This window comes from Borrelia coriaceae, from assembly GCF_023035295.1.
In the GTDB taxonomy this organism is placed as follows: Bacteria; Spirochaetota; Spirochaetia; order Borreliales; family Borreliaceae; genus Borrelia; species Borrelia coriaceae.
In genome coordinates, this window is the sequence record NZ_CP075076.1 from 1 (window position 1) to 16,000 (window position 16,000).

Annotated in this window: 17 protein-coding genes; 10 read left to right on the forward strand and 7 right to left on the reverse strand. The window is 27.5% G+C overall.

The window, feature by feature from the left end:
* Positions 1–245 precede the first annotated feature (245 nt).
* Positions 246–1,424: a hypothetical protein gene (locus tag bcCo53_RS00005; RefSeq protein WP_025408807.1), complete on the reverse strand. Its 1,179-nt coding sequence runs from the start codon at positions 1,422–1,424 to the stop codon at positions 246–248.
* A gap of 608 nt (positions 1,425–2,032) precedes the next feature.
* Positions 2,033–3,535 (reverse strand): variable large family protein, encoded by a 1,503-nt coding sequence (locus bcCo53_RS00010; protein WP_025408808.1) that lies wholly within the window; start codon positions 3,533–3,535, stop codon positions 2,033–2,035.
* A 205-nt stretch (positions 3,536–3,740) separates the two neighbouring features.
* On the opposite strand from bcCo53_RS00010, the gene bcCo53_RS00015 reads away from it, so the two are divergent.
* The 3 genes from bcCo53_RS00015 (at position 3,741) to bcCo53_RS00025 (ending at position 5,130) form a co-directional block, all read left to right on the forward strand.
* Positions 3,741–4,244 (forward strand): Mlp family lipoprotein, encoded by a 504-nt coding sequence (locus tag bcCo53_RS00015; protein ID WP_246938334.1) that lies wholly within the window; start codon positions 3,741–3,743, stop codon positions 4,242–4,244.
* A gap of 145 nt (positions 4,245–4,389) precedes the next feature.
* Positions 4,390–4,548, forward strand: a complete 159-nt coding sequence (locus bcCo53_RS00020; protein WP_155806388.1) for a hypothetical protein — start codon at positions 4,390–4,392, stop codon at positions 4,546–4,548.
* 6 nt (positions 4,549–4,554) lie between these two features.
* The gene (locus bcCo53_RS00025; RefSeq protein WP_425387119.1) at positions 4,555–5,130 is read left to right on the forward strand and encodes a hypothetical protein; all 576 of its coding nucleotides are present in this window, start codon (positions 4,555–4,557) and stop codon (positions 5,128–5,130) included.
* 303 nt (positions 5,131–5,433) lie between these two features.
* On the opposite strand, the gene trpS is transcribed toward bcCo53_RS00025, so the two are convergent.
* The 3 genes from trpS to bcCo53_RS00040 form a co-directional block, all read right to left on the reverse strand.
* Complete coding sequence (trpS, locus tag bcCo53_RS00030) at positions 5,434–6,483, reverse strand: tryptophan--tRNA ligase (protein ID WP_025407697.1); 1,050 nt, start codon at positions 6,481–6,483, stop codon at positions 5,434–5,436.
* A 2-nt stretch (positions 6,484–6,485) separates the two neighbouring features.
* Positions 6,486–7,565, reverse strand: a complete 1,080-nt coding sequence (locus tag bcCo53_RS00035) for an AI-2E family transporter (protein WP_025407698.1) — start codon at positions 7,563–7,565, stop codon at positions 6,486–6,488.
* A 97-nt stretch (positions 7,566–7,662) separates the two neighbouring features.
* The gene (locus bcCo53_RS00040) at positions 7,663–8,520 is read right to left on the reverse strand and encodes an HAD family hydrolase (RefSeq protein ID WP_246938335.1); all 858 of its coding nucleotides are present in this window, start codon (positions 8,518–8,520) and stop codon (positions 7,663–7,665) included.
* Between the two features lie 115 nt (positions 8,521–8,635).
* On the opposite strand from bcCo53_RS00040, the gene cdaA reads away from it, so the two are divergent.
* From cdaA to priA, 7 genes are read left to right on the forward strand one after another with little or no spacing between them, the layout of a single operon-like run.
* Complete coding sequence (gene cdaA, locus bcCo53_RS00045) at positions 8,636–9,406, forward strand: diadenylate cyclase CdaA (RefSeq protein WP_025407700.1); 771 nt, start codon at positions 8,636–8,638, stop codon at positions 9,404–9,406.
* 3 nt (positions 9,407–9,409) lie between these two features.
* Positions 9,410–10,402, forward strand: coding sequence for a YbbR-like domain-containing protein (locus tag bcCo53_RS00050; protein WP_025407701.1), 993 nt, complete (start codon positions 9,410–9,412; stop codon positions 10,400–10,402).
* Between the two features lie 4 nt (positions 10,403–10,406).
* Entirely contained in the window at positions 10,407–10,784 is a 378-nt protein-coding gene (locus bcCo53_RS00055) for a holo-ACP synthase (RefSeq protein ID WP_025407702.1), read from the forward strand.
* Between the two features lie 3 nt (positions 10,785–10,787).
* Entirely contained in the window at positions 10,788–11,636 is an 849-nt protein-coding gene (locus tag bcCo53_RS00060; protein ID WP_025407703.1) for a DUF2225 domain-containing protein, read from the forward strand.
* Complete coding sequence (truA, locus tag bcCo53_RS00065) at positions 11,637–12,374, forward strand: tRNA pseudouridine(38-40) synthase TruA (RefSeq protein ID WP_025407704.1); 738 nt, start codon at positions 11,637–11,639, stop codon at positions 12,372–12,374.
* Complete coding sequence (locus tag bcCo53_RS00070; RefSeq protein ID WP_025407705.1) at positions 12,367–12,948, forward strand: uracil-DNA glycosylase family protein; 582 nt, start codon at positions 12,367–12,369, stop codon at positions 12,946–12,948. Before truA ends, bcCo53_RS00070 begins: the two co-directional genes overlap by 8 nt.
* A complete protein-coding gene (gene priA, locus bcCo53_RS00075; protein ID WP_025407706.1) occupies positions 12,941–14,917 on the forward strand; it encodes a replication restart helicase PriA in 1,977 nt (658 codons plus the stop codon). Before bcCo53_RS00070 ends, priA begins: the two co-directional genes overlap by 8 nt.
* On the opposite strand, the gene udk is transcribed toward priA, so the two are convergent.
* A complete protein-coding gene (gene udk / locus bcCo53_RS00080; protein ID WP_025407707.1) occupies positions 14,914–15,534 on the reverse strand; it encodes a uridine kinase in 621 nt (206 codons plus the stop codon). The genes priA and udk overlap by 4 nt on opposite strands.
* On the reverse strand, positions 15,527–15,916 hold the full coding sequence (locus bcCo53_RS00085; RefSeq protein ID WP_028328144.1) for a rhodanese-like domain-containing protein: 390 nt from the start codon (positions 15,914–15,916) through the stop codon (positions 15,527–15,529). The genes udk and bcCo53_RS00085 overlap by 8 nt, the downstream gene beginning before the upstream one ends.
* Positions 15,917–16,000: the final 84 nt, after the last annotated feature.

The following is a 16,000-nucleotide window of genomic DNA, read 5'->3' on the forward strand; positions in this document are numbered from 1 at the left end:
TAGTTTAGTTGTTATTAGTACAAAGCTAGCGAGACCTCTATCCCAATATCTACTTATCTCTACATTTATAATGCAAAAATTAATTTTAAAAACCTCACTATTATCACTATTATAGTTTATATGCTTAATTCAAGCCTATAAAACTTTAACATTAATAAATTGAAAACAGACTACAATTACATTATAGTCTGTTTAAGATACTAAACCATTAATTATCTTTTTTTACTTCTTAATATCAATGACAATTATTTTCCAATATAAAATTTCACTATATTAAGAGATTTTTTCATTTCTAGAATTGTACTTTTTAATATTGCTTTATATCCTTCATATGAATCAGTTTCCTTTTTAATATTTGCAACTAAAGTTCTTGCTTCTGTCTCAAGTCCGTCTAATAGTGTTTTTGCTTTCTTTTCGTACACTCGTACAAGATTTGCTGCAGTCTTTGCTCCAGCTTGAATGCAATTTAATAGTGTACTAAGATCTTGATCAAGTTTTTCTTTTGTAAATTCCTTGGCCCTTTCTTTAGCTTGAGCTTTGACAACAGAATCAAAACGTGTAGAATGCATCTTGAATTTTTGTGTCGCAAATAATTCAAAATTATTATATATTTTATCAATTGTTCTAATTGCTGTATTCACATTATGTCTAACGCCTGACAGATAAGCATTATATCGATTACTTAGCCTTGTTTCTTCTTCAAATAATTTCTTATCTTCCAACTCATACTCATCTTCTTCATCTTCTATTACTTCTCCCTCTTGAAAGTAGTAATCATCCTCATCTTCTTCTATTTCCTCAACATATGAAAAAGAATTTGAACCTGAAATAGTTTGGCTTAAATCTGAATCTATAGTAAAGTCAATATCAAATGCATTGTTTTGAACAATAACTTCCTTTTTTGGCTCAACACTTGCACTGCTATTATGAGATGTTGATTTTACGCTATCATAAGTTTCAACTCCAGTAATTGAATTTTCATTGGTTATCTCTATATTTTGCGGCTCTTGTATTTTTTCTTTACTAAGCTCAGTTTTTATACTTGATAATACAACCTGTGGACTTTCTTCTTTAAGAACTACTTCATCATTTTTATTAAGGCCATTCGCAAATGTAATATCCTTTTGTACACTATACTGTTCCTTAAGAACATCAATCATACCACCTGATACTAAATTTTGTGCTACATCACTATTAACAATAGATTGGTTAACAACAGCAGATGGTTTTCTCTTCTTCTTAACAACCTTTTTCTTTTTCTTAGTAGACTTTTCAACAGATTTTTCACTGCCATCCAAAACAGATTGTTGAATCTTACCTAATAAACCTAGAGATTTCTCTTTCATTTCATCGTTTAATATTAAATCACAACTGATAAAATTTAAAAGTAATCCCAACGCTATATATTTATTTTTAGATTTCATTTCCCCCTCCTCTAAAGTATAAAAATTACAGCAATTTGAGTAAGATTCAAGCTTTACACCAAAATACTTCAAAAATAACATATAAAGCAATTTTCCTAAAAAGACTAAATGATGCCTCTAAAATTAGAGATTTTACTTCATACAAAAGATATATACAAAATAAAATTCATAGATAAATGGAACAAATACAACTGATCATTTTTCATAAATATTATATTAAATCCAAAACCTTATAAGAAAGATAACCTAAATCTTAATTCAATAAGAATATCAATAACAACACTTAATCAAATTCAAATTTCCAAAAAAGACATAACTTTAGTGAAAAAACACGCATTAAAATATACCAAAAGCAATTATATACTGAACTCTATTTACGCAATAATTGCATTATATTAACTCAGAATATTTACTGGAAAAAATAATAGACAAGTTAAAGCTATAAAATGATTCAAGGTATACATTGATAACTTAAAAAAGTTAATAAATATTATATTAATTAAATTAATTAAGATATCCGCTGAAAAAGAGAAGTGCTTAATCAAGCACTTCTCACATAATTTATTATCTCATATAAAAATTTAATCCCAAATATCTTAAAGATCTACTTACTTAATCTTTTGTAATGTTTGCATAACAATTGCATGAATCGCACCTAATACCTTATTAACAGCATTAGCTGCAGCTTTTTTAATATTTTCTACATATACAGTATCATTACCATTTTTATAAGCTGCAAACTTACCATCCCTACTCATTGCCTTTAATGCAACAGCTGCTGCTAAGTCTGCATTACTTTTGGCACCAGCACCCTTATTAGAAGTAGTCTTACCAGTAACTAATTCTCCTGCATCATTATCCCTATTATCAATATAAGTGGTTTTAGTTGTAGCATTTCTTATTTTATCAATCATTGCCCATGGATCTGCTTTAGCCACTTCTTTAGCAAGTTTAATACCAGCTTCTACACTAACAACACCACCATCATCATAATTAATACCACTACCACCATTAAGGGCAGCAAGTGCAGTAGTGTTATCTGTTGCATTAACAGGGGTACCAACAACACCCTTGTTTTTAATCTCTACACCAGATTTTTCTGCAACCTCAATTATTTCTTTAACTTCATTAATAATAGTTGAAACACTTGCATTCTCAGAAATAGCAGAAGCCTTACTGTTGCTAGCACTAATTTCTCCAATACTAATGTTATCACCACCAGTAGCAGCAGCTAATTTATTTACAGAAGCTATTAACTTGTCAATAACTTCATTAGACTTACCTTTTTTAATAGCTATCAACCTATCTTTTAATCCATTAAAGTATTCTTTTACTTTACTTCTATTATCATTAGAATCAATTACTACTCTATCGTAATCTTCATTCACAACACTACTTTGTCCTCTTACACCATATGCAGAATCATAAGATACATCAAAGCTATTTGAGTCATACTCTTCACCAGCTAGGCCACCACTTTGTCCAGTTAAGACAGGTGCAGAGGCATAGGAATCCTCAAATACATACATATTTTTTGAATCATATTGCTCTTCAGTAACCAAATTACTACTATTTTGTCCACTAATGATAGGTTCAACAGTGCCATAAGAGAACTCAACAACATCATTTGAACCATAGGACTCTTCAGTAATAGCAGGAATACTCTTTTCTCCACTTACACTACCAAGTGTGGAGTTATTTCTTTGTCCTCTTGCTCCTACAAGTGGCTTACCTGCATTAAAGGTATTTATATCACCACTTAAACCAACATAGGTTGTTTCTCCTTCTGCTCCTTTAAGACGTCCACCCCCAGCAAATCCACTTATCTTATACCATCCTGGGGCAAGATTATCATCATGACTATCAACTTGACTGCCAATATTTGAAGCAATCTCAGTATTCTTTTCCTGTGGTAAAGTATTTTTCTTTCCTTTTGGTAATTGAATCCCTTTTTGATTGCTTAAAGTACCATCAGTCATAGCATCAAAAATTAATGCTTCTTTGTTACCAAGTCTATCTTTACCTTCAGCTATGAATTGCTCTACTAAATCACATCCACTAAATAAAGAACTGGTAATTATTAATAAACCTAATGGTTTTCTAATTTTCATTTAAGCCTCCTCTCACAACTTATATCTAAAATATAGATTATATATTGTTTTTTCAAAAAAACATTTTAACAAATTTTAAATTTTTATTTATAAAATCAAAAACCTTACACCAACATATCCATATCTAAAAATACAATTATTGTATGTTAAACAAAAGGATTTGATATATAATTTACTTAAATCATAAACATGAGGAGAGTTTTAAATGAAGAAGATCCATTTTATTTTGTTTACTTTACTGATCATTTGTAGCTGTGGTCTTATTAGTAAGAGTAAAGGCAATAAAGAAAATTTGGAAACCCAAGCAGCTACACAAAAGACACCCGAAGAAGCATTAAGAGAACATTTAAGTGAAACACAAAACAAAGGATTGGACTTCTTAAAAGAAGTTTTAAAGGGAAATAATTATCAGCTTAACCGTATTTTGAGTGTAGATGAAGATAAATTGAATAAATTAAAAGTAGTATTGGATCATATACAAATTTCACTCGAAAATTGTCATGACAGTCAAGCTGCTCATCATGGTCATACTATTAATGGTCAAGAAGGTCTTCATGATGGTCATGATGATAATGCGCAAAAAGCAGCTTTTAAAAGATTAATGTTACATTATATTGAAGATCAATTGGAAAGTAAAGAGGATAATTCAAATAATAGAATAATTCTTCCTCTTGATTTCAATCCTTTGAAAGGTTCATGTGTTAAATAACGTAAAGTAATGACTAAGGTAAATCTGAGGATATTTATTTAATAAACATGAATAGGATAAGGGAGTAAATATAATATTCAATAAGGCCATTCAATTAGTTAAAAAAATAAAAGAAAATAATAATTCATTCGAATTTCATGATACTATGACAAATGCTAGCAGAACTCAAGAAAAGGAAAAACACAAACACACTTTAAGTTATATGCAAGATCATCATTTACAAAAAACAATAAATTCTTCTATATATCCTAAAGAAGAAAAAAAAGAACATATAATTCAAGTACAACCTTCAAAGTTAACATAAGAGAATATAGAAAGATTACAAAAGTTTCTTATCGATTCTAAAGACTATTATGATACCCTAAAAAATATTTATAATCGTAATACTCAATGTAGCAAAGATCACATGGTATTTTGCACTAGCGAAACAAATGCTCAAATACGCAAAAATGCTATTGAAAAACTTAATAAGCCTGATCTCATTAAAGACCTACAAACACTAGCAGAATCTATAAAAGATACTAAGCCTCAAGCATTGATTAACTCAATTGAAAGCTTAAAACAAGCTATAGAACAAGCTAACCTTGTAAAAGATCAAAATACTACTCAAGCATTTCAAACCATTAAAGATGCTGGTGAGGCTTTCATTACTACTATAAATATTGCAGTCACAGCTTATATCGATGCTTTTGTTAACATCACTTCTAACTTTAACTCTAATAATTTCATCAAGGCTGCTCACTCTTTCGCTAATTCTGCTAAGACTTTCCATCAAGAAGTTAACATCGGTAGCTCTCAGCCCTATTATTGGTGCATTAAGAGTCATGGCTTTTCAATTAGAAAATATTATAGAATAAACAAAACAATGTGCTATAAATTTGAATAAAGACAACTACACTGGAGGAACAACTTTTGCTAACGCTATTGATACATTAATTTCTGCTTATAAAAATGCTACTAATTAAGTACATAAGCATTTAATTGTAAGGATTTCTATTATATAGAGATCTTTACTTATTTATTTTATTTTTTGATACTGGTCAAATCTGAATATAATTACCTCATTATATGATCTCTTAGAATTCAATACCTACTTAATATACTCTGTTCACTCATCATCTAAAAACACAAATTTAAAACTCAACTAACTTGTTTGCTCATCATCAGTTACGCTCTACAAACTATGTACTTATATCATTTTTAAAACCTTTTCTACATTCCTCTGAACCCCATTCCACATCTTTGATATTCCCATTAAATTTTTAGCATCTTTTATAACTTCTACTGCAACTTTTCTAGTCCTATTTGTACCTTCAAATATTACCTCATCAATATAACCTTTTTTGGCTTTAAAAAATTCTCTTTTCTCTCTAATTGGTGTTAAAAATTGATTTAAAACCTTAAAAAGTCTCTCCTTAACTTCAACATCTCCAATTGTACCCTTCCTATACCTATTTTTAAGCTCACAAAGCTCATCAGTATCATTATTAAAAAGGTCATGATAAATAAAAACAGGATTACCATCAACTTCTCCTGGTATATCTGCCCTTACCCTTTTTGGATCTGTAAACATAGACATAACCTTTTTGCGTAATGATTGCTCATCATCACTTAAAAATATTGCATTACCAAGACTTTTGCTCATCTTAATTTTGCCATAAATTCCCACAAGAGTCTGAGAATCTGTAAAGATAGCTTCAGGAATTGGAAAAAAATCATCTCCATAAAGAGAATTAAATTTTTTAGCAAGTTCCCTTGTAAGCTCAATATGAGCCTCATTATCACGTCCAACTGGAACTAAATTAGCCTTTGCCATCAAAATATCTGCACTCATTAAAACAGGATAACCCAAAAGCCCATAAGAAATATCATTCAATCCAGCAGCTACACTCATATCTTTTATACTAGGAATCCTGTTTAAACGATTAACCATAACAATCATTGACAGCATTAGATTTAACTCTAAAAGCTCAGGTATAGCTGACTGCAAATAAATATTAACCCTCTCAGGATTAATTCCACATGCTAGATAATCCAATACCATTTCGCGAACATTAAAAGATATTTCATTAATACTTCTTAAAGATGGCTTTGTAGTAAGAGTATGTAAATCCGCTATGATAATATAAGTTTCATATTCTTCTTGATACTTTAATCTATTAACAATAGAACCGACATAATGCCCTAAATGTAAAGAACCAGTGGGTCTATCTCCTGTAAGCATAACTTTTTTCTGCAAATTTAACTCTCCTTTTTATCTAGATTATCAACACTTAAGATCCTTGAACCACTTAAAAACACAGAAAAAGGTTTTAAATACGGTATATTATCTACTATTACTTTTATAATAACTGTAAAAGGATAGGCTATTAAAAGTCCCACAATACCCCAAAGCCATCCCCAAAAGAAAAGAAAACAAAGCAGTAAAAAAGGAGAAAGATCAAGCCTATGTCCTTGCATCTTTGGCTCAAGAATATTCCCAATTAACATTTGAACAAATGTATTATATATAAATATATAAAGCACCAAATTTAGATTAGGATAAAACTGCACTAAAGCCGCTATCATAATAAAAAAAACTGCTAAAATCGATCCTATACTTGGAATAAAATTAAAAACAAATGTAAGCACCGCCCATACACTAGGGAAATCCTGTCCAAACAACTTCAAACCTATGAAAACTAAAAACCCTGTAAGACAACTAACAAAAACCTTTATTCCCAAATATTTACTAATTTGATTGTTTATTGTACTTAACACTTCAATAAATATACTCGAAACAGACTGCTCAAAAGCATTCTTAACCTTTATGTCAAAAATATGTATTTCTGATAGCAAAAAATACAACAATAAAAATAAAACCACTAAACTGCTTGCAAAACCAATAATTTCATTAGACATACGCGTCAAAAAAGGATAAATATATTTAGAAAAATCTATATTGCTAATAATAACACTATCTAACTTATACTTCGCAAGAATATCTACCATAATAAAACTCAATTGCTTTTGATAATAAGGTACCTGATCCATTAAAACAGTAACACTATAATAAACAAAACTAAAAACTAAATAAGAAAATGAAAAAAGGACAAAAAAGATGACAAAAACTATTAAAACCCTTGGAATCTTTAGTTTTTTAAGAAAAGTATAAATGGGGTATACCAAAAATCCAAGAACTACAGCAATAGCTAAAGGCTTAAATATCGTTTGTGCTATTTTTAAAATAGCAATTAACATTACAATCAAAGCTATAACATAAAAAACAGACTGAAGTTTAACAAACTTTAACCTATCAGTTGGTTTTAAATCTAAAGCCATCTAAATTTCCCCCTTAAATACATCTAAGCATTATGAACAATACTTAAAAGCAAAGTTAATACTCGCCTAAGAATATTCATCACAATTTAAAATCAATTCATATATTTAAATAAATTTTTTCCATTATCCAATTATATAACTTGGTTCCCTTACTATAATTGGCCTCAGCTAAATCCCCTGCCCTCCGTTCTTCAACTAGTCTTTTAGCATTTTCATTATTCCCATAATAAACCGTCAATGTATTTTTATAATGATTTAAATTATTATTTAAAATCTCAAAGGCTGGAATATCACTAAAACCATCTGCAATATAAAACATATTTTCAAAAGGGATCTCTCTTCTACCTTTAGGAATCCTCTTATTAATTTTATCATAAGATCCCTTATTTAACTCGAAAATTACCCGGGTTTTTATTGTATGATCCACGAAATAACATACACTACTTAAAACAATATTTTCTGAAAATTTATTATCTAAGGTCTGATAAAAAGGCAAAAGATATGTATCTATAAATTCACAAGCCCAAACTTTAGTAACATAAGGAGCAATTTTGCTACCCAAAATCATCTGTCTAAAACCACTTGAAACAATATAAATATTTATTACAGTATCTGATTTCTTTAAACTTCTATTTATCTCTTTTATTTCTCTAAACAAAGAAAGCACGCCCTCAAAGAATCTCAATTTTGATCCCAATTCAAACAATACTTTATTATTTAATCCTCTAAAAATACCTTCTCTAAAATATGTCAAAAAATGTGACAAATATATCATTTCATTAGCAATGATATTACAATGATTTTTGTTATAAGTAATAGATAAATTTTCAACTTCATCCCAAAACAAACCAGCATCAACATTATATTCATCAAAAAGTACCTGTTGCATATTACCATAAATTAAAGTATCATCAAAATCAAATATCAAAGCTATAATCTTTTCTTTTTTACCCATAAACAAAAAATAAATTTAAATTAACATCAATTTGTATTAAAATATATACATATTATATATTCAATATAATATGTATAGACAATATTATATTAAAACAAATTAAATAGAAATGGTAATGATAGACATAGGTAATATAAATCAAATAAAAGATATTTTCTCTAGAATATTAGACATAAGTTTAATTAGCATTTTAGTCTATTATATCTATAAAAACGTGATTAATTCCTACTCAGTAAACTTACTTAAAGGAATGATCATAATTACATCGATAGGAATCATTTCTTACTATTTCAACTTATACACAATAAATTGGCTCTTAACTTACATAGCAAATATATTACCGATCGCAATGCTTATCTTATTTAATCAAGAAATAAAAAAAATAATTATGCAAATTGGAAATTTTAATTTATCTTTTAAACTTGCAAATAACAAAGAAGAAACTATTAAAACTATTGCTGAGATAATAAGAGCAATCAAACATTTATCAGAAAATAAATCAGGTAGCTTAATATGCATAGAAAAAAAAATACAATTAGATCAAATAATAAATAAAGGCATAAAATTGGATTCCATCGTATCTAATGAAATTCTAATATCAATTTTTGATTATGAAACACCTTTACATGATGGGGCAGTCATTATTAGCAATAACAAAATAGTTTATGCTGGCTCTTTTTTACCACTATCTAATATTGAATCTATCAGTAAAACCTTTGGAACAAGACATAGAGCAGGCCTTGGAATTTCTGAAAATTCAGATGCAATAACGATAATAACATCCGAAGAAACTGGTTCTATTTCACTCACACAAAATGGCAAATTAGAATATAATTTAAGCTTAAATGAAATAAAGAAAAAATTAAATCTTGCATTAATAGAATGAACAATGATTATAGCTAAAAAATTTATAAGTATTATAAAATTATTATTTGAAGATTGGCAAAATAAAGCTATTTCTATACTAATTGCCATTATTATGTTTACAACATCTTACTTTAATAGTATAGAATCAATTATAATAGAAAAAAAATTTAATATTGCATTAGAAGATGAAGTTATACTAGGTAAAATTCCGGACTTCAACAAAATATTACTTACAATCAAAATCAATAAAAAAGATTTAAAATATTTAGACCTTGATCGAATAGCTTTATTAGTTGAAGCTAATAATATAAAAGAAGCTGGAGAATATGAGATACCAATAAAGATCAAAAACTTTAATCCTATACCCATAGTTGAATATAAACTCTCAAAAAGCAAAATCATATTAACCCTTGATAAAAAAGTTTCAAAATTAGTTAAAGTTGAACCCAAATTCAAACTACTTGAAAAAGAGGGTAAGGGAGAATATTTCATCGCCAAATATAATATAGTGCCCGAAAAATTAACAATACATGGTCCTGAAAAAATGCTTAAAACAATAAACTCAATCAAAACAAAAATAAAGGAATTTGATATAAATACTGTATTCATTTCAGAACATCTTGAAGTAATCTCTCCAGACCCACTTATAAAACTTGACAAAAACCATGTAATAGTTAATATTACCTTAGGCAAAAAATATATACAAACAACAATAAAAAAGCCTAATTTAATTTTCAATAATCTAAAAAATGGATTAGAAATAAAAAACAAAGAAAAAATTCTAGACCCAGGAAACGAAATGTTTATTAAGATAAAAAGCGGACTATCAGAAAAGATAATCAAAATGCATATAGCTAATAAAAATATTAGTCTCAATCTCGATTTAAGTCAAATTACAACTCCTGGCATTTATAATATTAACACAGATATAATACTTAAAAATAATACTCAGGGTATAGAAGTCTATGAATATGAACCCAAAACGATAAAGCTCGAAATAGTATCAACAGAATAACAAAATGACTAAATCAATAGGATGTGATATAATAAAAGTTAAAAGGCTTTCTAATTTTTTAAAAGACAGAAAAAAATTAGAAAGATTTTTTACACTAAGAGAAATTAACAACTTAGAAATGAAAGGAAAAGGAGTTTTAGAGAGTTTAGCTGGCAAGTTTTCAGCAAAGGAATCATTAATTAAAGCATTAACCCCACTAATAAATGTCAAAGTAAAATATTCACTAAAAGATATTGAAATTATAAGCTTGCCAAAAGGTAATACAATATTTCAATTGCACAACGATATTAAAGCCTTAATTGAACAAATGAATATAAAATTATATTTGACAATTTCACATGAAAGGGAGTACGCTATTGCATTTGTAATAGCTGAAAATTAATTTATGAAAAAGATATCATATCTTACAAAATATGAAATTGAATGTCCTTTATGTCAATACAAATTTAGGAAAGAAGAACTATTAACAGGAAGTAGTAGATTAATAGCTGGAGAATTAAAAGTTGATTTAAAAAGAGAATACATAAAAAATGAAAAATACGGCAATATCTATCCCCGGATATATTCAATAACAGTATGTCCCAATTGTTATCTGGCCGCTTTCCCAAATGATTTTAATTCAATAGCACTTATTAATAATAAAACAAAACAAATCCTAATAAACAGTACTGACAAACGTAAAGAAATAAAATCAATTTTTGAAGATAATTTAAATTTTAACAAACCAAGAAGACTTCAAGAAGGAGCTGCTAGTTATATCCTTGCCATAATGTGCTATGAACATATGGAAAAAAATCACAATCCAACTCTCAATCAAGCAAAATGTGCAATAAGATCAGCATGGATATTCGAAGATCTAGACAGGGAATATCCAAACCAAAACTACAACTATTTGCAAAAAATATTTTATTATAAAGCAGCATATCTTTATAAACTAACAATCGAAAAAGAGCAAAATAATTCAGAACCAATTAATGCTGAAACAGCATTTGGTCCTGATACAGACAAAAATTATGGATATGACAGCGTGTTATACTTATCAAGTTTACTAGAATATTTTTATGGAAATAAAGAAAATGCAAAATACAGATACAATCAACTAGTCGAAATAAAAACTCTACTATCTAAAATAGCTGGAATGGGAAAATCATCAAAAGAAAAACCCTCAATACTTCTAGACAAAATAAAAGAAGTATATTTTAAAATCTCAAATGAAATAAAAACTTTCAAATAAATGCAAAAAATACTCGCAGAAATAGCATATGATGGTTCACTATACTATGGATTCCAAATCCAACCTAAAAAACCAACAATTCAAAGAGAAATTGAAAAAGCACTAGAGAAAATAAGTAAAACAAAGACTAAAATTCATTCAGCAGGAAGAACAGACAAAGGAGTACATGCAAAAGGACAAATAATATCTTTTTATATAACAATAAATATTAATCTTAAAAATCTAAAGATAGCACTAAACTCCCTCTTAAAAGAGGATATTAGAATAATCAAATTAAAGTATGTAGAAGATGCATTTCAACCCAGATTCAACGCCAAGAAAAGAAAATACAGCTATTACATACTCAACAATGAAAACCACTATCCTTGGGAAAGGTATAAAGCTTACTATGTAAAGAAAAAATTAAATATCAACAGACTAAACGAAATGGCTAAAATGCTAATTGGCATACATGATTTTACTACTTTTTCATGCATTAAAGATCAAACAAATTCAAAATTAAAAGAAATCTACTTCGCTAAATTTAAGAAAAAAAACAAGTTTATAATCTTTGAAATAATAGGCTCCTCCTTTTTATGGAAAATGGTAAGATCAATAGTAGGCACAATGATTGATATAGAAATAAAAAATGAACCTGTTGATATCTTTAAACAAATTCTAAACTCAAAAAACAGAAAATTTACAAGAACAACTGCACCTGCAAAAGCTCTATTTTTAGACAAGGTCTTTTATGAATAAAAGCAAATTACTTAAAAAGCTTATACTTCTCAGAATACTTGCAAATAATATATCGGGCAATGTCTATAGCAACCAAAAAGAAGAATTTGAAAAAATTAAAAATCAAATAATCAAAACTAGAAACATAAAACTTCTACAACACACAGAACAAAACGATACAAAAGAAAATAATAAGCTAATACAACAAATAGAATATAAAATAAACAAAAATGACAAAACAGATTTATTAATAATATATATAGATAAAAAATCTCTAAATCAAAATACAAAAATAATAGTAAAAAAATGGTGTGAAAGTATCAAAATACTAAACTATAAAATAATAGATAACCTGAATACTTTAATCTCAGAGATTCACAATCAACAACCTAAAGCAATTCTTGCTTGTGAAGAAGTAGCATTATTCTTAAACCAAGACTTAAGGATTCAAATTGTGAGAGGATTTGAATTAAATTTTAAAGGCATTCCAATAGTATTTACATATAACCCTACAAATCAAATCACAAATCCAGAACTTAAAAAAGAAATTTGGCAAGATTTAAAAATTATAAAAGGTATAATAAAATATGGATGACAGATTGGACAGCAATTTTTACTACGAAATTGCATTTAATATTCCCATTAATAAACTTTTTTTTTATAAGTACAACTTAAAATTAGAAATAGGAATAAGAGTAATAACGAATTTCAATGGAAAAGATACAATTGGAATTATAATAAAAAGATATGCTAAGAAAGAACTTAATAAAGATTTTACATTTAATATAAAAAATATAATAAAAATTATCGACGAAAATGCAATAATCATAGAACATAACATTAATCTTGCACGATGGATCAGTCAAAAAACATTTTCGGGATTTGGAGAAGCCTTATTTTGTGGACTACCTAAAATTTCAACTTCAAATAAAGAAACAAAAAATAATGACAATGAACACTTAATTTCCAAACTATCCATTCAATTAAATGAAGAACAAAATGCTATTTATAAAGAAATTATTACATCAAAGACACAAAACATATTTTACTTATTCGGAGTTCCTGGATCTGGAAAAACAGAAATATTTATCAAACTATGCAAAAATTACTTGGAACAAAAAAAACAAATCATTTTCTTAATTCCTGAAATTTCTTTGGGGCACCAAATAATTAAAAGAATCAAATCAAATTTAAACACAAACAAAGTTTATGAATATAACTCAAAAGTATCGAATTCAACGAAATCATTAATATGGAATAAAATCAAGAATGGAGAAAATTTAATTATAATTGGTGTTAAGAGTGCATTAATGTTGCCATTTAAAAATTTAGGATTAATAATAATGGACGAAGAACATGAATACACATATAAATCTGAGAATACACCAAGATTTCACTCAAGACATATAGGATTTTTCCTACAAAGAACTTTTAATGCCAAGTTTGTAATGGGAAGCGCAACTCCATCAATTGAAGCATACCTTGCCATGGAAAATAATCAGATAAAGAAAATGATTTTAAAAAATAAATTTTTTGACAGAACATTTAAAGAACTCAAAATAATCGATATGAAAAAAGAACGCCAAATAATATCTTCAGAATTGCTTTACAGTATACAAAAAAGTTTAATTGATAAAAGACAAGCACTAATCTTTATTAATAAAAGGGGATATTCAAAAACACTTGAATGCAAGAGCTGTGGACATATAATTTACTGTCCAAATTGTTCATTCAATTTAACTTACCATAAAAGTACAAACAAACTTATTTGTCATTACTGTAATTACAAAATAAACATAATAAGCAATTGTCCTGATTGCAACTCAGAAGATATCATATACCAAACATATGGAATTCAATTTATTGAAAAGGAATTAAAAAAATTCCTTCCAAATGCAAGAATAGCAAGAACAGACTCTGATCTCAATAAAAAAGAAATTATTCAATCAATAAATGCATTTGAAAATGGGCAATTAGACATTTTAATTGGAACTCAAATTATTGCAAAAGGTTTTAATTTCAAACAAATCAAAACCCTAGGAATCATTAATGCAGATATTGGCATGGGTTTACCTGATTTTAGAAGCAGCGAAAAAATTTTTGCAATAATCTCACAAGTAATAGGAAGAGCTGCAAGATTCAAAAATGACAACACAATTATTATCCAAACAAAAAATCCAAATTATTACGCCATAAAATACGCCTATGAGGGGAAATATGAAGAATTTTATAAAGAAGAGATAAAAATTCGACAAGAATTAAATTACCCCCCTTTTAAAAAAATTATTAGGATAGTAATTAGAAGTCACAAACAGGAATCTGCTCATAATAAATGTTTAGAATTTTTTGAAATATCTAAAGAAACACTAAATGGTGATATTGAATATTTAGGCCCATCAAAAGCCCCAATGTCAAAAATATCTAAATATTATAGGTATAATATAATATATCTATCAAAATCATTCAATGCACTTGAAAAATTAATACGCAATACAAAAGAAAAGGTAAAATTAACAAAAGATGTATATCTTGAAATAGATTATTATCCAATCTCATTACTTTAAAAAAAATCTGAATTATCCTTTCCAAGAGTTCTTAAGAAAGATGAGAGAACATAAAGAGCTTTATCATTATGACCTCCCTCAGGAATAATAAGATCAGCATATTCCTTAGTAGGTTCAATGAATCTATAATATCCTGCTCTAGTAGTACTTAAATATTGTTCAATAACGGATTCCAAAGTACGTCCTCTCTTAGATATATCTCGTTCAAGTCTTCTAATAAATCTAATATCATTAGGAGTATCAATATATATCTTTAAATCTATCAAATTGCGTACTCGCTCTTCAACAAAAATCATAATACCTTCAACAATAACGACAGGAGTTGGAACTATCTCAACGCTTTCATCTTTTCTTTTATGATTAATAAAATCATAAAGAGGCATATGAATTAGCTTATTTTCTTTAAGTTTTTTTAAATGTCTATAAAACAAATTGTTATCAAAAGCATCTGGATGATCAAAATTAACATCTAAAAACTCATATTCATAATTACCAACACTTTTATAATAATTATCTTGCGATATAAGAACAAATTCAGGAATAACTTCACTAATCTTATTAACAACTGTAGTCTTCCCACTTCCAGATCCGCCTGTTATGCCAATAATCTTAACCATTAATCTCTTCTTTAAAGTTAGGCAATTTAGGCATATTCTTTAAAGTTCCTGCAACAAATACATTTTTAAATCCTAATCCTTTTAAAATTTTTTCAGCTTCAAAAGATTTGTTAAAACTTTTACCATAAATTATTATTTGTGTTTCAACATTACCTAACTTATCTTTTTTAGCAAACAAATTCTTGAAAGGAATATTAATTGCCTTTGCATAATGAGATTTATTATATTCTTTAGGAGATCTAATATCTAATATTATTGCACCATTTTTAATTTTTTCCAGTAAAGCTAAATTAGTTCTTCTCATCTTTAAGATAATAAAAAACCAAATATAAAAAAAGAGAAAAACTACTAAACATATAAGCTTTATATAACTAACAATCATATCTTTTATAACACAATAATATCAAAAAAAAAGAAACAATTGCAATAAAATCGAATTGTTTTTTAGTAAAATTAATATAAAATT